Raw genomic sequence first — 20,004 nt, forward strand, 5'->3', positions numbered from 1 at the left:
TCTTGCTTGTTCAATTGCTGCCGCCAGTCAGGTTAGCTTCCATTTTTTCTTCGCGGGTAAATTTGAAACGGGTGATGACGACCCACAGGTCATCTTTGTCGCTCGACAACATATTCGGTGGGAATCGGCCGAACGGCGCCGCGCGGCGCACGATGGCCAGGGCCGCCGCATCCAGCGCGGGATTGCCCGAGCTTTTTTCCACGCGGGCGCCGCCCTCTTTCTGGTAAATCGTGCCGTCCTGGAAGATGGGGATGTACACGACCAGCTCGCCATACATCTTGCGGCCATTCTTTTGCGGGAAATTCAGGGTGCCGATTTCCTCGATGCGCTTTTGCAGGGTCTTGTAATACATGGCATAGCCGACCTCCTGCGTGCTGGGCGTAATAAAAGTCTTGCGCGGACGTTTATTCTGGTCTTCCACGGTCTGGCTGATCTCGGCCGCCATGCGCGCGATGGCCTTGCTGCTTTCCATCAAGTCCGAACCGGAAGCGAGGGGATTCGGTTTGTCCTTTTCCGTAACGGGCGCGGCGCTGTAGGGCGTCGCCCTGGCCGCCTGCGTCAGCAATTCCTGCTGCTTCTGCTCCAGCTCGGCGATGCGCCGGGCGCTGGCCTTGACGCTGTCGCCCTCTTCCACCTTGCGCATGTCGGGCAAGGGCGACTTGGCGCGGCCCTTGTCGGCCTGGCCACCGCCATCGAGGTTGGCTTGCGCCAGGGCATCGGCCTTCAGCGGCTTGTTCGCATGCTTGGTGTTGACCAGTATCACTTCCAGGCCGGGATCCGTGGCCACGGCCCGCTGCGGGGCCGGGGCGACAAAATGCATCGCCAGCAAGGCGCCATGCGCCAGCAGCGATACCGCCACGGCAATCATCAGAAAACGATTCTCTCGGAAAGACTTCACGCGCAACCCAGTTCCTTACAACACAAGATACAAGATGGCTGAATTCTACGTCAAAGGGCGGCGCGGAAAACAGTTTTAGTCCCGTTTTTCACGCCGCCCCGCGGCCTTACTTGACCTCGGGTTCGCTGACCACGTCTTCGCTGGCCAGTTCCGCCACTTCCGCATCGGCGTCGCTGACCTGGTTCGCCGCTTCCGGCGAGGTTTCCGGCGCCACTTCGCCCTCTTCCGCGCCTTCGTCGCCCGATTCTTCCTCGTAGTCCAGCTCGGCACCGGCCGCCGCGTCGGGGCACGGCGGCGATTTCCAGCAGGCGCGCTTCGATGCTCAGGTCGACTTCATCCCAGCGCAAGAGATCCAGCTTGACCTGCGCACCGCGCGCCACCGATGGCATGCCCGGCAGCTTGATGACCAGCGGAATGTCGACCAGGCGCAGGATTTCGTCTTTCAGCACCACGGCATCGACCTGGCGCGCGTTTTCCTGGTGCAGCCAGCGCAAGCACCAGTAGCGTTCCATGTTCGACTGGAAATCGCCATACGCGGCATACGCGGCGTCGAATGCCGAAACGATGGCGAACAGATTCGCGTCGCGCGGCTTGAACGGTGCCACCAGCGGCGCCGTCACGCCATGCTCGGCGCAGGCGATGATTTGCCACTGGTTCACCAGGTCCGTGTAGCGGCGCAGGGGCGAAGTGCTCCACGCGTATTGATCCACGCCAAGACCCTGGTGCGGCGCCGCATGGGTGACCATGCGCACCTGCATCTTTGCCGCCCAGCTATTGCCGCTGCCGCCGCCCTGGCTGCGGTAGATGCCGGGCACGCCATGGTCGTGCAGCATCTTGCCCCAGGTACTGTTGGCGAAAATCATCAATTCAGCGACGATCTTGTCCAGCGGCGCACCGCGCTTGCGGCGCGCCACGGTGACGATGTCGTTTTCTACATAGAAGTTGAAATCAACGCGGTTGTTCTGTTCCGGCTTCAGACCAAACGCTTCGCGCTTCTTCATGCGGCCCTGTTCCAGCTGCTGCGCCCATTGCCACAGCACAGCGAAATCGGCCTTGTGCGGGTATTCTCCCTCGCCGCTGGCCAGGGTTTCTTCGTTGACCACGTCGTCGAGCTGGTTATGGCGCAAATTGCTGGCGATCGGCACCAGCTCGGCGCGCGTCTGCGTGCTGACAACGGCCCAGTCCGCTTTCGGGTCCAGCGTGGCATACAGCGACAGGGCCGGGCACGTCGTGCCTTCCGCGAGCGTGAACGCATTCACGATTTCGTCGGGCAGCATGGTGATCTTGTCGCCCGGCATGTAGACGGTGGACATGCGCTGGCGCGCCATCTTGTCGATCACGTCTTCCGGGCGGATGCCCAGGCCCGGCGCGGCGATGTGAATGCCCACTTTCACGGTGCCATCCGGCAACGGTTGCACGGAGAAGGCATCGTCGATCTCGGTCGTGGTCACGTCGTCGATCGAGAAGGCGGCCACGTCGGCCAGCGGCAGCTTGGCCGTCACGGCGGGCACGGGCACGTTGGGGAAACCGGCGCCTTTGGGGAAATTCTCGAAAAGAAACTTCGACAGGTGCAAATCTTTCGGCGAAGCAATGCCGCCGACCGCCAGCATCAAACGCGGCGGCGTCGTGTGCAATTCCGTGCACGCCGCTTCCAGCGCCTTGTATTCGATGGTGTTCTTGTCCGGCTTGAACAGCAGTTGCAGCACCATGGGCTGCATCGAGGCAGGCAAACGGTTCTGTTTCAGCTCTTCCACATAGCCTGCCTGCACCAGCGCCTGCTGCTTTTTCTTTTCGATGCCGGCCAGGGCCGCCTTCAAGGACGCTTCCGGCGCCGCCTTATAGCGGCCACGGCCCTTCTTGTAGAAATACACGGGCGCCGAATGCAGGGCCAGGATCAGGCCGGCCGCTTCCGGCGGCAATGGAGCATGGCCGAAATACTCGGCGCCCAGCTCGGCAAAGCCGAACTCGTCTTCGCCCGCCACTTCCCACAGGAAATCGAGATCGATCTCGGCAGCAACGGCCTTGGCTTGTTCCAGCAGCTCGGCCGGGGCCGGCTTTTCATATTGCAGCAGCACGTCCTTGACCTTGACCTTGGTGCGCTTGCCGCTGGCCATTTCGACCTGGTACGCTTCACCCGCTTGCGACAGGACCGTGCCGACCTTGAAATCGCCGGATTCTTCAAAAAATAGATTCATTGTTATGCTTTATTTATTAATGTGTCGGTTGCAACGGTGCGAGTGACGGACGTCAACTCCAGCACCGCCGGCAAAAATACTTCTGTTACCAGCAGCAAGCCCCTGGTGACGCTGATACAGGCAACGGCGGGCAAAAAACAGCGACTTGGCGTCAAAGCGCCGCCCTTCCAATGCCAGCGCCGCCTGCGCCCGCTGCACCAGCGGGTGCCCGGCGCGCAAGCGGGCAAATTCCAGTTCACCGCGACGCACCATGCGGTCGCCAAACAGGGTCGTGCCCAGCGAGCGCTCGCCCAGCGCGGAAAACAGGGGCCAGTCCGTGGCCGTCGCCTGCATGGGCACGACGGTATGGCCAAACACGGCCGGTCTGTTATCACAACGCAACAGCACTTCGCGTTCCCATACCCGCCCCGCGCGGTGCAAACCAATGACCGCGGCCTCGTCGCTCAAGCAGCGTGCCGTTTCCTGATGCAAACATTGCACGCGGAACGCCTGACTATGCGCTTTCAGCTTGGCCGTCAGCGAACCGCCACCCGTCAGCCAGTGGCGCAAGGCCGGCGGCGCATTGACGGCGTTGACGTGCGCATGCCATTGCGCCTGCCGCAGCGAACCCGGCCTCACTGGGCCGCGTCCGTCGGGATGCCGCAAAATGCCAGCACGGGCGCCAGGTAGGCGGCAAATTCGCTGATGCCATGGTCGCTGCCGTCGATGACGCACTGCTGCGCCCCCTGATAATGCGCCACCATGTCGCGGTAGTCGAGCACTTCATCGCCGGTGGCGGCAATCAGGAAATAGCGTTGCGGCTCAGTAATTTTCTTTACGGCAAACGTGCGCAGCTCATCGATGTATTCGCGCTTGAACTCGAATGGCTTGTCAGAATGGAACTCCGTCGTCACGCCCACATGTTGCTCCAGGTCAATCAGGGGAACAATCGCAGGATTGAGCAGCACGGCGCGGCAGCCGAGCCACTCGGCCAGCCAGGTGGCGTAATAGCCGCCCAGTGAGGAGCCGATGATGGTCAGGTCGGCCGGCGCCACGTCCTTGACCAAGGACAAGGCCAGTTCGATGGCCAGCTTGGGCGAGGCTGGCAATTGCGGGCATAGCCACTCTGCCTCGCGGCCCAGCGCCTGCATCTGCGCGGCCAGCAGGCGCGACTTCATCGACAGGGGCGACGAGCGGAATCCATGCAGGTACAGAATCATCGAGCTAGCGCCTCCAGCAATTTCTGGTGCACGCCGCCAAAGCCGCCGTTGCTCATGACCACGATCTGGTCGCCGGGACGGGCGCTGGCGGCCACGGCGGCCACCAGGGTATCGATGTCTTCGTAGGCGCTGGCAATCTTGCCCAGCGGTGCCAGCGCGTCGCCCAGGCTCCAGCCCAGCGCGGCATGGCTGCCGAAACCGAAGACCAGGTCGGCATCCTTCAGGCTGCCCGGCAGCGCATCTTTCATGGCGCCCAGCTTCATGGTGTTCGAACGCGGTTCCAGCACGGCCAGGATGCGGCCGCTGTTGCCAATCTTCTGGCGCAAGCCGCCCACGGTGGTGGCAATGGCCGTCGGGTGATGCGCGAAATCGTCGTACACGGTAATGTTGTTGACCATGCCGCGCACTTCCATGCGGCGCTTGACGCTCTCGAAGGTGGCCAGCGACGCGCACGCCTGGGCAATGGGCACGCCCACGTGGCGCGCGGCGGCGATGGCGGCCAGCGCATTGCTGCGGTTGTGCTTGCCCGTGAGCGCCCACGCCACGTGGCCTTCCTGCTGGCCATTGAAATACACGTCGAAGCTGCCGTCGGCCTGCTCTTGCAGTTGCCAGTTGGCATCTTGACCAAAACTTTCCTGTTCACTCCAGCAACCACGCGCCAGCACGCGCTGCAGCGACGCCTCGTCGCCGTTGTACACGAGGCGGCCGATACCGGGCACGGTGCGCACCAGGTGGTGGAATTGCGTCTCAATCGCGTGCAGATCGGGGAAGATGTCGGCGTGATCGTATTCCAGGTTATTCATGACGGCCGTCTTCGCGTGGTAATGCACGAACTTGCTGCGCTTGTCGAAGAAGGCCGTATCGTATTCATCGGCTTCGATGACGAAGGTCGGACTCGGCGCTCTTGCCGTCGATCTTGCCGCTGAGGCGAGCCGAAATGCCAAAGTTCATCGGCACGCCGCCGATCAGGAAGCCCGGCGCGTAGCCCGCGTCTTCGAGTATCCAGGCCAGCATGGCTGATGTTGTCGTCTTGCCATGCGTCCCGGCCACGGCCAGCACCCACCGATTGCGCAAGATGTGTTCGCCGATCCACTGCGGGCCGGACACGTACGGCAGGCTGCGGTTGAGGATTTCTTCCACCAGCGGGTTGCCGCGCGAGACCACATTGCCAATCACATACAAATCCGGGTTCAACTTGGTTTGTTCCGGATCAAAGCCTTGAATCAGTTCGATTCCCTGCGATTCCAGCTGGGTGCTCATCGGCGGATAGACATTGGCATCGCAACCGGTGACTTTATGGCCGGCTTCCTTGGCCAGGACAGCCAGGCCGCCCATGAAGGTACCGCAAATGCCGAGAATATGAATATGCATGTGATCAGTGCGAAAGGTGCACGCTTAAGTAAGTAAGGCGGTGAGATAAAAAACAGCAAGTGCAGGATTTTACCTGACGCCATGACTTTTTCCGCTTCGGAGTATCATCTCGCTCATGACGAACGATGCATTTGACGATAGCGCGCAGTTGCGCCTGGAAATCGCCGCCGCTGCCGCGCGCCTCGTGGCGCAGGATGGCGCCGACTATGGCAGCGCCAAGCGCAAGGCGGCGCGGCAAGTCCTGGGCGACGCGCCGAACCTGCCGAATATACTTCCCGACAACGAGATGATCGAGGAACAGGTGCGGCAATACAATGCCCTGTTCCTGGCCGACAGCCAGCCGGCACGATTGTTCCAGCTGCGCACGATTGCGCTGCAGGTCATGGAAGCGTTGCAACAATTTCATCCCCTGCTCAGCGGCCCCGTGCTCAACGGCACGGCCGGCCCCCATGACGAGATCTATCTGCAACTGTTTGCCGAGAGCGCCAAGGAAATCCACATCTTCCTGCTGAATAAAAATGTCGTGCTCGACATGTCGGAAAGCCCGCATTTCAAGGGAGCGCGTTATGATGCGGTCGAGACAGCCAGTTTCCTGTGGAAAAATGAAGGCGTGCACGCAGCCATGTATGAGCTCGACGATATGCGCGGCGCGCTGAAAGCCAAGGCCGACGGCAAGGTGCTGCGCACCGATATCGCCGGGCTGCGCAGCCTGCTGGCCGCCAGCCTCGCCGATGGCGTGCCGGCGGCCGACTAACATTGATATAGATAAAGTTATGACAAAAAAGAATTGGATCGCCTGCGCCATCGTCGCGCTGATGTTTGGCGGCATGGGCGCCTACGTCGGTTTGAGCAAGGAAAAAGCGAAAGCAGCGGGACCGCAGACGACCGTCATCGCGCCAGGCGCGACGGGGCCGGTGAATGAACTGTATGCGCTGTCCCTGCCGGACGCGGCGGGCGCCACGCAAGCCTTGTCGCAATGGAAAGACAAGAATTTGCTGGTCAATTTCTGGGCGCCGTGGTGCCCGCCTTGCGTGGAAGAAATGCCGGAGTTATCCGAAGTACAAGGCCACTACGGGGCGAAAAACCTGCAGGTGATCGGCATCGGCATCGATTCGGCCAGCAATATTGCCACTTTTGCCAGCAAGGTCAAGATCGCCTATCCCGTGTACGTGTCCGGCATGAGCGGTACCGATCTGTCGCGTCATTTTGGCAATGCCACGGGCGGTTTGCCCTTTACGGTGCTGATCGGCGCCGATGGCGAAGTCAAAAAGACCTATCTGGGCCGCTTGAAATTTGATCAGTTGCGCGCCGATCTGGATAAATTGTAAATTCGGAGCGTGCTTTTTTCTCTTGCCAATGCGTATCTTTGGCGGCAAAATGCGGAACTTTCGCTAAAACGGTCTTCCATACATGGCAAAAAACCTCCTTCTGCTCAACGGTCCCAACCTGAATTTGCTGGGAACGCGCGAGCCTGAGGTCTACGGCGCCAGCACCTTGGCCGATATCGAGCAGGCAGCAATGGCGCAAGCCATGGCGGCCGGTGCCGACCTGGTCTGCTTTCAAAGCAACCACGAAGGCGCGCTGATCGACCGTATCCATGCCGCGCGAGCGGAAGGGATCGATGCCATCGTCATCAATCCGGGCGGCCTGACCCATACCAGCGTTGCCTTGCGCGATGCGCTGGCCGGGGTCGCCATTCCGTTCGTGGAAGTCCATATCTCGAATATTTATCAACGCGAAACGTTTCGACATCACTCATTTCTCAGCGCGATCGCGCAGGGGACGATCTGCGGGCTAGGTATCGATGGATATCGGTTTGCCATCGACTTTGCGCTTAAAAAACGTTAATCTACGCGATCTGCACGCATTTAGCGCGGCGATAGGTTCTTGGACATCACCGCATCACTCATAAAACAAACTACATTCCTAGGGGTTTTACATGGATCTACGAAAACTCAAGACCTTGATCGACCTGGTCGCCGAATCGGATATCGCAGAGCTGGAAGTTACCGAAGGCGAAAGCAAGGTTCGCATCGTCAAATCGTCGGCCATGCCGCAAAACCAGATGGTCATGATGCAGCCGCAAGGCATGCCCGCCCAATACCAGCCAGCCGCGCCAGCCGCCGCCCCCGCTGCGGCACCTGCCGTCGTGGTCGCCGCCGAGCCAACGGGCTATGTGGTCAAGTCGCCGATGGTCGGCACCTTCTACCGTTCCTCCGCTCCTGGCAGCGCCGCTTATGTTGAAGTGGGCTCGACCGTCAAGGAAGGTGATACCCTGTGCATCATCGAAGCGATGAAGCTCCTGAATGAAATCGACTCCGATAAAGCCGGTGTCGTGACCCAGATCCTGGTCGAAAACGGCCAACCGGTCGAATTCGGTCAACCCTTGTTTGTGATCGGCTAAAACCCAGTCCACACGGCCGGCAACGGCCGTTTGCAGTTTTAGCCCCTCACACTTGTTGTTTCGCCGGCTCGCCGGCTCTCACAGACATACGCGAACCTACCATGTTTGAAAAAATCCTGATTGCCAACCGTGGTGAAATTGCCCTCCGTATTCAGCGCGCCTGCCGCGAAATGGGCATTAAAACGGTTGTAGTCCACTCCGAAGCCGACAAGGACGCGAAATACGTCAAGCTGGCCGACGAATCCGTTTGTATCGGCCCGGCACAGTCGACCCTGAGCTACCTGAACATGCCCGCCATTATCAGCGCCGCTGAAGTGACGGATGCGCAAGCGATTCACCCAGGCTATGGCTTCTTGTCGGAAAATGCCGACTTTGCCGAACGCGTCGAGAAATCGGGCTTCGTCTTCATCGGCCCCCGTTCCGAATCGATCCGTTTGATGGGCGATAAAGTATCGGCCAAGCAAACCATGATCAAGGCTGGCGTACCGTGCGTACCGGGCTCGGAAGGCGCGTTGCCGGACGATCCGAAAGCGATCGTGCAAATTGCCCGCAAGATCGGCTACCCGGTCATCATCAAGGCCGCCGGCGGCGGTGGCGGACGCGGCATGCGCGTGGTGCACACGGAAGCGGCCCTGATCAACGCCGTGGCGATGACCAAGACGGAAGCGGGCACCGCATTCGGCAACCCTGAAGTGTACATGGAGAAGTATCTGGAAAATCCGCGCCACGTGGAAATCCAGATCCTCGCCGACGAACACAAGAACGCCGTCTGGCTGGGCGAGCGCGACTGCTCCATGCAGCGCCGCCACCAGAAAGTGATCGAAGAAGCACCAGCGCCGGGCATCCCGCGCAAACTTATCGAGAAAATCGGCGACCGTTGCGCTGAAGCGTGCCGCAAGATCGGCTACCGCGGCGCCGGCACGTTTGAATTCCTGTACGAAAACGGCGAGTTTTATTTCATTGAAATGAATACCCGCGTGCAGGTGGAGCATCCCGTCACCGAGATGATCACCGGCATCGACATCGTGCAAGAACAGATCCGCATCGCCGCCGGCGAAAAACTGCGTTTCCGCCAGCGCGACGTCTTGCTGTCGGGCCACGCCGTCGAGTGCCGCATCAATGCGGAAGACCCGTTCAAGTTCACGCCATCGCCAGGCAAGATCGTCTCCTGGCATGCACCGGGCGGCCCTGGCATCCGCGTCGACTCGCATGCCTATGCCGGCTACTACGTGCCACCGCACTACGACTCGATGATCGGCAAAGTGATCGCTTACGGCGCCACGCGCGAGCAAGCGATCCGCCGCATGCAGATCGCCCTGTCCGAAATGGTGGTCGAAGGGATCAACACGAATATCGCCCTGCACCGCGAGCTGATGATCGATGCGCGCTTCATCGAAGGCGGCACCAACATTCACTATCTGGAACAGAAGCTGGCCGACATGCCGGACCTGGGCAAGAACCTCAATAGCGGCAGCCCCAGCATCGCCAAGAAATCCGAAATCAAGGCGGGCGCATGAGCTGGACGGAAATCGTCATTGAAATCGCCCGCGACAACGCCGAGGCCATGTCCGACGCGCTGATGGAAGCGGGCGCCCTGTCGGTGTCGGTGGAAGACGCCGACGAAGGCACGGAAGCCGAGCAGCCGCTGTTTGGCGAGCCGGGCATGGAACCGAAGGAAGCGGCGTGGGAACGCAGCCGCGTGGTGGCGCTGACGGACGTCGACGCCGACCAGGCCGCCATCGTGGCCGCTGCCGCGCAAGCGGTGGGCATGGCGGAAGCGCCCGCCTTTACCGTGCGCCCCGTGGAAGAGCAGGACTGGGTGCGCCTGACCCAGTCGCAATTCGCACCGATTCACATCGGCAAGAACATCTGGGTCGTGCCCAGCTGGCACGAGGCACCGGACCCAAGCGGCCTGATCCTGGAACTGGACCCGGGCCTGGCCTTCGGCACGGGCAGCCATCCGACCACGCGTTTATGCATGGAATGGCTGGAAGCCCATCCGGCCCCAGGCAAGACCGTGCTCGACTACGGTTGCGGTTCCGGCATCCTGGCCATGGTTGCCAAGAAACTCGGCGCGCAAACGGTGGCTGGCGTCGATATCGACCCGCAAGCGATCGAATCGGCGCGCGACAATGCCGAGCGCAACCAGTGCGACATCGAATATTTCTTGCCAGACACGTTTGCCACTTCGGCACACGCCACGGCCAAGTTTGACATCGTCGTTGCGAATATCCTGTCGAGCCCGTTGAAACTGATGGCGCCGATGCTGTCGGGCCGCGTTGCCGACGGCGGCGCCCTGATCCTGTCCGGCGTGCTGGCACGCCAGGCGGAAGAAGTGGCTGCTGCCTACGCGCCCTTCATCCAGCTGGGTGTGTGGGCCGAGCAAGATGGCTGGGTAGCCCTGCATGGCCGCCTGGGCACCACGCAAGCGCCTGCGCCTCGCGCGGAAGGTGCATAAGCACAGCAATGGCCCTCGCCACCAAATGCCCCCATTGCAACACGATATTTCGGGTCGCTGCTGACCAGTTGAAGTTACGTGGGGGCATCGTGCGCTGTGGCACGTGCAGGGAAGTATTTGACGGCAATGCCGCGCTGGTCGATCCAGCCGCGGCATCGCCGTTTTTAACATCCGCCCCCGGCACGGCCGCCCCGCCGTCGGCCAGTTACCTAGCCGACAACAGTCTGGCGTCCGCCATGGACGACGAACCCATTTATTCCCTCGACTTCGACACCTCGTTCGACCCGTTCGGCATCTTGCCGGAAACGGCGCAGCTCAAGGATGACGCAGACGATGGCGAACACATCGAGCTGGACCTCGACGTGGTCTTGCCCGACGAGGCGCTGGCCGACGTGCCGGCCGCCGCACCGCTCGACATACCTGAACCTGAAGCAACACCGGCAGAAACACTGCCAGAACCGCCAGAACCACCGTTGCCCCATCCGATGGCGCCCTTCAAGCGCCGCCAGGTGGATGACGCGCCCGCCTTCGCCACGTATTTGCGCGATAGCCGCCGCGAACCGAATCTGGAAGCTGGCGCCGCACCGGTGCTGCCTGCGGCCGAAAAAGTCAGCCTGGACAAGCCTGCGACCGCGCGCCGGGAACCCACGCTGGCAGACCACTCGTTCGAAGCGCTGCCCGCCGCCCCCGTTGCACCGGCGCCAGCCGAAGAGCAGGAAGAATCCGTCCTGCCGCCGGCCGACGAGGAACCGGCCTTCGTCACCCAGGGCCGGCGCCGCGAACAGAGCGGCAAAGCCTTGCGCGTGGCCATGGCCGCCGGCTCCGTGGTGCTGCTACTTTTGTTATTCCTACAAGTAATGACCACCTTCCGCAATCCGCTGGCGGCACAATTTCCGCAATGGAAGCCGACCCTGGTCGCGCTGTGCAAGCTCAGCGGCTGCCAGGTCGACTTGCCGGCGCAGATCGAGGCGCTGTCCATCGAGCAGGGCGAGCTGCAGACCTTGAAGGAACAGACCTTTTCATATGTGTCGCTGCTGCGCAACCAGAGCCGCAGCGTGCAAGCCTGGCCCAGCATCGAACTGACCCTCAACGACGCCAACGACAAGCCGGTCTTGCGCCGCGTCATCGCGCCGCGCGACTACCTGCCAGCCGCTATCGACGTGCGCCAGGGTTTTGCGCCGCGTTCGGAACAAACCATCAAACTGTACTTTGCATTAGACCAGCTCACGGCGTCTGGCTATCATATCGCCATCTTTTACCCCTAACAGACACTATCATGACCAAAACATCGCTGATCTGCGGCTCGCTTGCCACCGACACCATCATGCAATTCCCCGGCCGCTTCGGCGAATCCCTGCTGGCCGACCAGTTGCACAAGGTGAACGTCTCCTTCCTCGTACCTACCATGCGCACGGAGTTTGGCGGCTGCTCGGGTAACATCGCCTACAGTCTGAAAATGCTGGGCGGTGACCCGCGCATCGTCGGCGTGATGGGGCAAGATAGCGCCGCCTATCTGGAACGCCTGCAAAAGCTGGGCATTTCCACCGCCAACATCCTGATCAAGGCCGACAGCTACAACGCGCAGTGCTTCGTCACGGCCGATGCGGACAATAACCAGATCAATGCCTTCCACCCTGGCGCCATGTCGTTCGCGCATGAAAACCCCATCGCCAATGCCGGCCCGGCCAAGGTCGCCATCATTTCGCCGGACGGCGACCAGGGCATGCTCAAGCACGCTGCCGACCTGGCCGAACTGGGCATCCCCTTCATGTTTGACCCGGGCCAGCAGTTACCACGTTTCAATGGCGAACAGTTGATCGACTTCATCAACAAAGCCACGTATGTGTCGGCCAACGATTATGAGATGGAAATGTTGATGGAACGCACGGGCTTGACCCTGCCGGACATCGCCAGCCGCCTGGAAGCGCTGATCGTCACGCGCGGTGAAAAGGGTTCGGAAATCTATACGGACGGCAAGCGCATCGACATTCCTGTCGTGACCGCCAAGGAAGTGCTGGATCCGACCGGCTGCGGCGACGCCTACCGTGCCGGCTTGCTGTTCGGCATCACCAACGACCTGGGCTGGGAAACCAGCGGCCGCCTGGCCAGCCTGCTGGGCGCCATCAAGATCGCCACCCAAGGTGCGCAAAACAAAACCACGTGTTTACGCCAGAGAGCATTGCCGAGCAGTTCGAAGCGGCGTTCGGTTACCGCTATTAATATGTAGGTCGGGTTAGCGCGGTAAAACCGCGCGTAATCCGACAACATCGCTGGCATGGCAAGTGGGGATGTCGGCTTACGCTACGCTAAGCCGACCTAGCCCTCACATCACCATCATCGCAGCACAATAATCATCCCCACCAGCACCTGCGCGATCTGCAGCAGGATCAACGCCACCAGCAGCGACAAATCCAGACTGCCCACCAGCGGCACCACCTTGCGGATCGGACGCAGCAGCGGCTCGTTCAGGGCCCGTACGAACGGCGCCAGCGGCGCATGCGGGTTGACCCAGCTGAAGATGGCTTCGATGATCAGCAAGGCCATGAAACCGTAGAGTATCCATTGCAGGAAGCGTTGCAGCGACTTGAGCAGCACCACCTCGACGGGAGCCCCGGAAATAAACAGCACCGAGCTGGCCAGCAGCACGATCAGGAAGGCGCCGATCAGGCTGGCCCAGTCATACCCGCCCACGCCCGGCACCACGCGGCGCAGGGGGCGCACCAGCCAGTCGGACAATTGAAACGTGAACTGCGCCACCGACGAGGGCGGCCGCACGCGCACCGCCTGCATCCAGAAGCGCAGCAGCAACACGCCGCCCAGCAAGGTGGCGATGGTATCAACGATCAATGTAAGGATAACGATCAGCACGACTAATTCTCAAAAAAAAAAAAACCGCTGTGTGATTGAGTCACACAGCGGCGTGTTGCCTCATCCAGGCACCCGTATCGCAGGAATTACGATGGGCGGGTGCTGGTTGGGAATGGCCAGGCTGCAGCCGGTGCCAACACGGTTTTTGCTACAGGTGCGATAGGCGCCGATGGCTTGGCGACAGGCGCTGCCTTCTTCGGTGCGGCTTTTTTAGGCGCGGCCTTCTTGGCGGCTGGCTTGGCGGCCACGGCGGCTGGTGCCGCTGGAGCTGCTGCCGGCGCTGCTGCCACGACTGGCGCGGCGGCTGGCTTGGCGGCAGGTTTCGCTGCTGCTTTCGCTGCCGGCTTGGCCGCTGGCTTGGCTGCAGCTTTTGCTGCCGGCTTCGCTGCTACCTTGGCCGCTGGCTTGGCTGCCACTTTCGCTGCTGGCTTCGCTGCAACTTTGGCAGCAGGTTTCGCTGCTGCTTTGGCTGCCGGCTTGGCGGCTACCTTGGCTGCTGGCTTGGCTGCCGGCTTCGCTGCCACCTTGGCCGCTGGCTTGGCTGCGGCCTTGGCTGCTGGCTTCGCTGCTACCTTGGCTGCTGGCTTCGCTGCTACCTTGGCCGCTGGCTTCGCTGCAGCTTTTGCTGCTGGCTTGGCTGCTGCTTTGGCGGCCGGCGGCTTCGCTGCTGCCTTGGCGACGACTTTTTTCGCTGCTGGCTTGGCTGCCGCTTTGGCGGCCGGCTTGGCTGCTGCCTTGGCTGCAGGTTTCGCTGCGGCTTTTTTCGCTACCGGCTTCGCTGCTACCTTGGCTGCTGGCTTGGCTGCAGCTTTGGCTGCTGGCTTTGCGGCTGCTTTGGCGGCTGGCTTGGCGGCTGCCTTGGCGACGACTTTTTTCGCTGCTGGCTTGGCTGCTGCCTTGGCTGCAGGTTTCGCTGCGGCTTTTTTCACTGCTGGCTTGGCGGCTGCCTTGGCGGCAGGTTTCGCTGCGGCTTTTGCCGCCGGCTTGGCAACGGCTTTTTTCGCCGCTGGCTTGGCGGCTGCCTTGGCGACAGGTTTCGCTGCCACTTTCGCTGCCGGCTTGGCGGCTGCCTTGGCTGCCGGCTTAGCTGCCGGCTTGGCGGCTGCCTTGGCTGCCGGCTTAGCTGCCGGCTTGGCTGCCGGTTTTGCTGCTGCCTTGGCCGCTGGTTTCGCTGCGGCTTTCGCTACTGGCTTGGCAGCCACTTTTGCTGCAGGCTTGGCTGCGGCTTTGGCGGCTGGTTTTGCTGCTGGTTTCGCTGCGGCTTTGGCAGCTGGTTTAGCGACAACCGTCTTCGCTGCGGCTGCCGGCTTCTTCGCGGCAGGAGCAGCCTTGGCGGCTGGTTTCTTTACTTCTGATTTCTTAGCGGCTGTTGCCATTTGTCTCTCCTTCATCTGAGATGAGAAATTTAAGCTACAAGATTTAAACCCGTCCGGCCCACCACTGGGATAGGCCAGGCGAATTATTCATCGGCACAAACGGTCGTTTGCGCTAATGAATTCGGCACCAGCTGAACTGCTGCAACTCCTCACGTTTGCAGCACTTCAGCCATCGTCGGTGCCACCCTGCTTTATCTCGCAGCTGGTGGCAAAGTCTGAATTCGGTCATTCGTTTTCGATGCCGTGCGTTTTTTCGCTCCTCGCATCGCGCTCGCCACAACACCCATGCGTCAAATAAAAAACCGCCATGCCTGAAAAAATTCGGGCACGGCGGCAGACGAAAACGGTGTGGTTTTGTGCATATCCGTGTAAATCTGTATCCCTGTTTTGCGAGGTTTTTTCGCTACCGCGCTGTAAAAAAAAACCCCGCATTCTAACGCTCGCATTTGCAATCTCATAAAGTACACGAAAACCTTGTCAATGCGCAACCGGCACGACACGTTTTCGCCCGCTTTTTTGCACGTTACGCGTGCTATCGCACAATCGCGCGGCAAATGCCGCCGCCAGCGTCTCCGGAAATGCTTTTTCGGGTGTGCGATGCGGCCATGCGCGGCATCCGGAAATCCTGGCGCAGGCCTCGTCGCATGCACCGATGATGCGCGCATTTTTCCGCCGCCACACACGCAAAAAAAAAAGCGCCGTCACGATGACGGCGCTTGTTGGCGTAGCCTGAAAAAGAATTACTCCCAGTTCAGCGCACCGCCCGTTTGGTACTCGGTCACGCGGGTTTCGAAGAAGTTGCGTTCCTTCTTCATGTCGATCATTTCGCTCATCCACGGGAATGGATTTTCTTCCTGCGCGAACAGCGGCTCGATGCCGATCTGCTGCGCGCGGCGATTGGCGATGAAGCGCAAATAGCCCTTGAACATCGGCGCGTTCAGACCCAGCACGCCGCGCGGCATGGTGTCTTCCGCGTACGCGTATTCCAGTTCCACGGCCTTCATGAACAGATCCTTGATCTCTTCGCGGAAGGCGGCCGTCCACAACTGCGGATTTTCCATCTTGATCGTGTTGATCAAGTCGATGCCGAAGTTGCAGTGCATCGATTCGTCGCGCAGGATGTACTGGTACTGCTCGGCCGCACCCATCATCTTGTTCTGGCGGCCCAGCGCCAGGATCTGCGTGAAGCCGACGTAGAAGAACAAACCTTCCATCAGGCAGGCGAAGACGATCAGGGACTTCAGCAGCTTCTGGTCGTTTTCCACCGTGCCGGTGACGAAGGCCGGGTCGGTCAGGGTGTTGATGAACGGGATCAGGAATTCATCCTTGTCGCGGATCGACTTGACTTCGTTGTAGGCGTTGAAGATCTCGCCTTCGTCCAGGCCCAGCGATTCGACGATGTACTGGTAGGCGTGCGTGTGGATCGCTTCCTCGAACGCCTGGCGCAGCAGGTACTGGCGGCACTCGGGCGCCGTGATGTGGCGGTAGGTGCCCAACACGATGTTGTTGGCGGCCAGCGAGTCGGCGGTAACAAAGAAGCCCAGGTTGCGCTTGACCAGGCGGCGCTCGTCGTCCGTCAGGCCGTTCGGGTTTTTCCACAGCTCGATATCGCGCTGCATGTTCACTTCCTGCGGCATCCAGTGGTTGGCGCAGCCGGCCAGGTATTTGTCCCACGCCCACTTGTACTTGAACGGCACCAGCTGGTTGACGTCCGTCTTGCCGTTGATGATGCGCTTGTCGTCAGCATTCACGCGGCGCGCCACTTGCTCGGCGTTCGCTTCGGACGGCTCGGCGCCGGCCGGCAGGTTCAATTCGGTATTTCCCAGTGGCGCTTGCTGCGCCGGACGCGGCACAGCTGCCGACGTGGTTTCATCATCCCAAGACAACGACATATTCTTCTTCCTTTCCATGCCGGCGAGCCGGCGATCCGCAACAGGCCCGTTGAATCGGACAATGCGGACATTGACAACATTGAATCAGCCCAGAAGTTCTGGGCTGACAACTAAAATCTTACTGGCAGGCTTCGCACTCTTCAAAGCCGTCATCACCGGGACGCAGGTAGCAGGCTTCGCCATCGGCGTCATCCGCTGCCGCTGCCACTACCGGCGCCACGGCCACTGCTGCCGCCACGACGGCTGCCTGGGCGCTCTGTGCGCTGGCCGACATGCCGCCGTCGACGGCCACGGCGTTCAGCGCGCCCGTCTTGGAGGTCGATTTCTCCATGTGGGTAGCGGCGATGGTACGCAGGTAGTAGGTGGTTTTCAGGCCACGCAGCCATGCCAGCTTGTAGGTCTCGTCCAGTTTCTTGCCCGAGGCGCCAGCCATGTAGATGTTCAGCGACTGTGCCTGGTCGATCCACTTCTGGCGACGCGAAGCCGCTTCCACCAGCCAGCTTGGCGACACTTCAAAGGCCGTGGCGTAGATATCGCGCAGGTCTTGCGGGATGCGGTCGATCTTCACCAGCGAGCCGTCGAAGTACTTCAGGTCGGAGATCATGACTTCATCCCACAGGTCGCGCGCCTTCAGGTCGCGCACCAGGTAGCCGTTGATCTCGGTGAATTCACCCGACAGGTTCGATTTCACGTACAGGTTCTGGAACGTCGGCTCGATACAGGCCGAGACGCCGATGATGTTCGAAATCGTCGCCGTCGGGGCGATCGCCACGCAGTTCGAATTGCGCATGCCGAACTTGGCGATGCGTTCGCGCACCGGGGTCCAGTCCATGGCCGACGAGGAATCGACTTCCAGGTAGCCGCCGCGCTCCTCAAGCAGCAGTTTGACCGAGTCCTGCGGCAGGATGCCGCGGTCCCACAGCGAACCGGCGTACGATTCATAGCGGCCGCGCTCTTCGGCCAGTTCCGTCGACGCCAGGTAGGCGTAGTAGCAGACGGCTTCCATCGAGGTGTCGGCAAACGACACGGCGGCGTCCGAGGCGAACGGCACGCGCATCATGTGCAGGCAGTCCTGGAAGCCCATGATGCCCATGCCGACCGGACGGTGGCGCATGTTCGAGTTGCGCGCCTTGTCGACGGCGTAGTAGTTGATGTCGATGACGTTGTCGAGCATGCGCATGGCGGTGCGGATGGTCTTGGCCAGCTTGACGTGATCGAGCTTGCCTTCCTTCATGTGCGCCGGCATGTTGACGGAACCGAGGTTGCAGACGGCGATTTCGTCAGGGCCCGTGTTCAGCGTGATTTCCGTGCACAGGTTCGAGCTGTGGACGACGCCGACGTGCGACTGCGGGCTGCGGATGTTGCACGGATCCTTGAACGTGATCCATGGATGGCCCGTTTCAAACAGCATCGACAGCATCTTGCGCCACAGATCCAGTGCCGCGATCTTCTTGAAGACGCGGATTTCGCCGGCGGCGGCCTTGGCTTCGTAGCCCAGGTAAGCCTGCTCAAAAGCCTTGCCGACCTTGTCGTGCAGGTCTGGCGTGTCCGATGGCGAGAACAGGGTCCAATCGCCTTTTTCCATGACGCGCTTCATGAACATGTCGGGAATCCAGTTCGCCGTGTTCATGTCGTGCGTACGGCGGCGGTCGTCGCCCGTGTTCTTGCGCAGGTCGAGGAATTCCTCGATGTCCATGTGCCAGGTTTCCAGGTAGGCGCAGACGGCGCCCTTGCGCTTGCCGCCCTGGTTGACTGCCACGGCCGTGTCGTTGACCACTTTCAGGAACGGCACCACGCCTTGCGACTTGCCGTTGGTACCCTTGATGTGGGCGCCCAGGGCGCGTACCGGCGTCCAGTCGTTACCCAGGCCGCCGGCGAACTTGGCCAGCAGCGCGTTGTCCTTGATGGCGTCGTAGATGCCTTCCAGGTCATCCGAGACGGTGCTCAGGTAGCACGACGACAGCTGCGAGCGCAGGGTGCCCGAATTGAACAGGGTCGGGGTCGAGCTCATGAAGTCGAACGAGGACAGCAGGCTGTAGAACTCGATGGCGCGCGCTTCGCGGTCCGCCTCGTTCAGCGCCAGGCCCATGGCCACGCGCATGTAGAACGCCTGCGGCATTTCGATGCGTACGTCCTGGATGTGCAGGAAGTAGCGGTCGTACAGGGTTTGCAGGCCGATGTAGCCGAATTGCAAGTCGCGGTCGGCCACGATGGCTTTCGCCAGGCGCTCCAGGTCGAAACTGGCGAGTACCGGGTTCAGCAGCTCGGCGGCGATACCCTTGGCGATGTATTGCGGGAAATACGTCAGGTATTCGGCGGCAGCGGCCGCTTGCGGCACTTCCTTGCCGAACACTTCCTTGCGCACCGTGTGCAGCAGGATGCGGGCCGTGACCTGGCTGTAGGCCGGGTCTTTTTCCATCAGCGCGCGCGCCGCCAGGATGGCCGACTTGTGCAGCTCTTCGACGGGCACGCCGTCGTACAGGTTTTTTACCGTTTCAGCCAGGATGGCGTCGGCATCGACGTGCTTTTCCAGGCCGGCGCAGGCGGCGTTGATCAGGTCGCGCACTTCCTGCATATCCAGCAGGCGGCGCACGCCGTTATCCAGCACGTTCAATTGTGGTGCGGAAACTTGCGCGGACGCGCCCAGCGCTTCCTTCTGCAGGCGGCGCTCTTCCATGTGCTTGGCACGGTACAGCACGTAGGCACGCGCCACGTCGTGTTCGCCCGAACGCATCAGCGACAGTTCCACCTGGTCTTGCACGTCTTCGATATGGAAGGTGCCGCCGCCCGGATGGCGGCGCACCAGCGCGGCGACGACGCCGTCCGTCAATTGTTCCACCAGTTCGCGGATGCGTGCCGAGGCTGCGCCCTGGCCGCCGTTAACGGCCAAAAACGCCTTGGTCATGGCGATGGCGATCTTCGAAGGCTCAAATGCCACCACCGCGCCGTTGCGGCGGATGATGCGATAGTCGCCCAATGCCGCGCCCGTGCTCGCCACGCTGTTGGCCGCGCCTGGCGCTGGCGATACTGGCGTTGGATGGATGGAAATATCTTGTGGTGATTGCATTGAAGCTCCCGTTGTCAGCTAAAGTCAGCCTGCAGTTTTGCTGCCGCGTGTGTTGTTGAATAGAACGCCCGATGGTCAGGGTTTCTTCAGGTATTTGTTGCTAAATAGTAAATTAATGATGCATAAAACAGGGTCAGAATCCATATCGCCACACCGCACTGCCCGGCTGGCGCGAAACACGATCGAGGGTGATAAACCGCCAGTTCCAGTGCTTTATCAGCAATCCGGGTAGCTTTGACAATAATTCTGAAAACGTCTGTGATGGCACTACATATA

General features: G+C 61.0%; 15 protein-coding genes and 4 pseudogenes. 10 read left to right on the forward strand and 9 right to left on the reverse strand.

What is annotated here, in order from left to right; translation table 11 throughout:
- Positions 1–10: 10 nt before the first annotated feature.
- The 5 genes and pseudogenes from ACQVLG_RS03230 to mpl all read right to left on the reverse strand — a co-directional run bounded on the left by ACQVLG_RS03230 (position 11) and on the right by mpl (position 5,663).
- Complete coding sequence (locus tag ACQVLG_RS03230) at positions 11–868, reverse strand: energy transducer TonB family protein (protein ID WP_474292823.1); 858 nt, start codon at positions 866–868, stop codon at positions 11–13.
- A gap of 136 nt (positions 869–1,004) precedes the next feature.
- Positions 1,005–3,093 (reverse strand): annotated as a pseudogene (locus ACQVLG_RS03235) (ribonuclease catalytic domain-containing protein).
- Positions 3,094–3,095: 2 nt separating this feature from the next.
- A pseudogene (locus ACQVLG_RS03240) lies at positions 3,096–3,711 on the reverse strand (chorismate--pyruvate lyase family protein).
- Positions 3,708–4,292: a YqiA/YcfP family alpha/beta fold hydrolase gene (locus ACQVLG_RS03245; protein WP_474292824.1), complete on the reverse strand. Its 585-nt coding sequence runs from the start codon at positions 4,290–4,292 to the stop codon at positions 3,708–3,710. Before ACQVLG_RS03245 ends, ACQVLG_RS03240 begins: the two are co-directional and overlap by 4 nt.
- Positions 4,289–5,663 (reverse strand): annotated as a pseudogene (gene mpl / locus ACQVLG_RS03250) (UDP-N-acetylmuramate:L-alanyl-gamma-D-glutamyl-meso-diaminopimelate ligase). The gene ACQVLG_RS03245 and the pseudogene mpl overlap by 4 nt, the downstream one beginning before the upstream one ends.
- Positions 5,664–5,778: 115 nt before the next feature.
- On the opposite strand from mpl, the gene ACQVLG_RS03255 reads away from it, so the two are divergent.
- The 8 genes and pseudogenes from ACQVLG_RS03255 (at position 5,779) to ACQVLG_RS03290 (ending at position 12,745) form a co-directional block, all read left to right on the forward strand.
- Positions 5,779–6,417 (forward strand): hypothetical protein, encoded by a 639-nt coding sequence (locus tag ACQVLG_RS03255; protein WP_474292825.1) that lies wholly within the window; start codon positions 5,779–5,781, stop codon positions 6,415–6,417.
- A gap of 19 nt (positions 6,418–6,436) precedes the next feature.
- Positions 6,437–6,991, forward strand: coding sequence for a TlpA family protein disulfide reductase (locus tag ACQVLG_RS03260; protein ID WP_474292826.1), 555 nt, complete (start codon positions 6,437–6,439; stop codon positions 6,989–6,991).
- 82 nt (positions 6,992–7,073) lie between these two features.
- Positions 7,074–7,511, forward strand: coding sequence for a type II 3-dehydroquinate dehydratase (gene aroQ, locus ACQVLG_RS03265; RefSeq protein WP_034746628.1), 438 nt, complete (start codon positions 7,074–7,076; stop codon positions 7,509–7,511).
- 91 nt (positions 7,512–7,602) lie between these two features.
- Positions 7,603–8,067, forward strand: a complete 465-nt coding sequence (accB, locus tag ACQVLG_RS03270) for an acetyl-CoA carboxylase biotin carboxyl carrier protein (protein WP_474292827.1) — start codon at positions 7,603–7,605, stop codon at positions 8,065–8,067.
- 101 nt (positions 8,068–8,168) lie between these two features.
- Positions 8,169–9,584 (forward strand): acetyl-CoA carboxylase biotin carboxylase subunit, encoded by a 1,416-nt coding sequence (accC, locus tag ACQVLG_RS03275; RefSeq protein WP_230538888.1) that lies wholly within the window; start codon positions 8,169–8,171, stop codon positions 9,582–9,584.
- A complete protein-coding gene (prmA, locus tag ACQVLG_RS03280; RefSeq protein WP_474292828.1) occupies positions 9,581–10,525 on the forward strand; it encodes a 50S ribosomal protein L11 methyltransferase in 945 nt (314 codons plus the stop codon). Before accC ends, prmA begins: the two co-directional genes overlap by 4 nt.
- 8 nt (positions 10,526–10,533) lie before the next feature.
- A complete protein-coding gene (locus tag ACQVLG_RS03285) occupies positions 10,534–11,790 on the forward strand; it encodes a DUF3426 domain-containing protein (protein ID WP_474292829.1) in 1,257 nt (418 codons plus the stop codon).
- Positions 11,791–11,801: 11 nt separating this feature from the next.
- Positions 11,802–12,745: pseudogene (locus tag ACQVLG_RS03290) on the forward strand (carbohydrate kinase family protein).
- Between the two features lie 114 nt (positions 12,746–12,859).
- On the opposite strand, the gene ACQVLG_RS03295 reads toward ACQVLG_RS03290, so the two are convergent.
- Positions 12,860–13,393 carry a YggT family protein gene (locus ACQVLG_RS03295; RefSeq protein ID WP_227742044.1) on the reverse strand — a complete coding sequence of 178 codons (534 nt, stop codon included), beginning with the start codon at positions 13,391–13,393 and terminating at the stop codon, positions 12,860–12,862.
- A 256-nt stretch (positions 13,394–13,649) separates the two neighbouring features.
- Here ACQVLG_RS03295 and ACQVLG_RS03300 point away from each other — a divergent pair, with 256 nt between their 5' ends.
- Positions 13,650–14,480 carry a hypothetical protein gene (locus ACQVLG_RS03300; protein WP_474292830.1) on the forward strand — a complete coding sequence of 277 codons (831 nt, stop codon included), beginning with the start codon at positions 13,650–13,652 and terminating at the stop codon, positions 14,478–14,480.
- 20 nt (positions 14,481–14,500) lie between these two features.
- Entirely contained in the window at positions 14,501–14,788 is a 288-nt protein-coding gene (locus ACQVLG_RS03305) for a hypothetical protein (RefSeq protein ID WP_474292831.1), read from the forward strand.
- A 458-nt stretch (positions 14,789–15,246) separates the two neighbouring features.
- On the opposite strand, the gene ACQVLG_RS03310 is transcribed toward ACQVLG_RS03305, so the two are convergent.
- The 3 genes from ACQVLG_RS03310 to ACQVLG_RS03320 form a co-directional block, all read right to left on the reverse strand.
- A complete protein-coding gene (locus tag ACQVLG_RS03310; protein ID WP_474292832.1) occupies positions 15,247–15,474 on the reverse strand; it encodes a hypothetical protein in 228 nt (75 codons plus the stop codon).
- Between the two features lie 35 nt (positions 15,475–15,509).
- A complete protein-coding gene (locus tag ACQVLG_RS03315; protein ID WP_034780261.1) occupies positions 15,510–16,661 on the reverse strand; it encodes a ribonucleotide-diphosphate reductase subunit beta in 1,152 nt (383 codons plus the stop codon).
- A 118-nt stretch (positions 16,662–16,779) separates the two neighbouring features.
- Positions 16,780–19,728 (reverse strand): ribonucleoside-diphosphate reductase subunit alpha, encoded by a 2,949-nt coding sequence (locus tag ACQVLG_RS03320; protein WP_474292833.1) that lies wholly within the window; start codon positions 19,726–19,728, stop codon positions 16,780–16,782.
- Positions 19,729–20,004 lie beyond the last annotated feature (276 nt).

It is taken from the genome of Janthinobacterium sp. TPC_1 (assembly GCF_056037845.1).

Coding starts and splice junctions, on each gene's coding strand:
- ACQVLG_RS03230 (WP_474292823.1), bottom strand. CDS start 868: ATGATTGCCGTGGCGGTATCGCTGCTGGCGCATGGCGCCTTGCTGGCG.
- ACQVLG_RS03245 (WP_474292824.1), bottom strand. CDS start 4,292: ATGATTCTGTACCTGCATGGATTCCGCTCGTCGCCCCTGTCGATGAAG.
- ACQVLG_RS03255 (WP_474292825.1), top strand. CDS start 5,779: ATGACGAACGATGCATTTGACGATAGCGCGCAGTTGCGCCTGGAAATC.
- ACQVLG_RS03260 (WP_474292826.1), top strand. CDS start 6,437: ATGACAAAAAAGAATTGGATCGCCTGCGCCATCGTCGCGCTGATGTTT.
- aroQ (WP_034746628.1), top strand. CDS start 7,074: ATGGCAAAAAACCTCCTTCTGCTCAACGGTCCCAACCTGAATTTGCTG.
- accB (WP_474292827.1), top strand. CDS start 7,603: ATGGATCTACGAAAACTCAAGACCTTGATCGACCTGGTCGCCGAATCG.
- accC (WP_230538888.1), top strand. CDS start 8,169: ATGTTTGAAAAAATCCTGATTGCCAACCGTGGTGAAATTGCCCTCCGT.
- prmA (WP_474292828.1), top strand. CDS start 9,581: ATGAGCTGGACGGAAATCGTCATTGAAATCGCCCGCGACAACGCCGAG.
- ACQVLG_RS03285 (WP_474292829.1), top strand. CDS start 10,534: ATGGCCCTCGCCACCAAATGCCCCCATTGCAACACGATATTTCGGGTC.
- ACQVLG_RS03315 (WP_034780261.1), bottom strand. CDS start 16,661: ATGTCGTTGTCTTGGGATGATGAAACCACGTCGGCAGCTGTGCCGCGT.
- ACQVLG_RS03320 (WP_474292833.1), bottom strand. CDS start 19,728: ATGCAATCACCACAAGATATTTCCATCCATCCAACGCCAGTATCGCCA.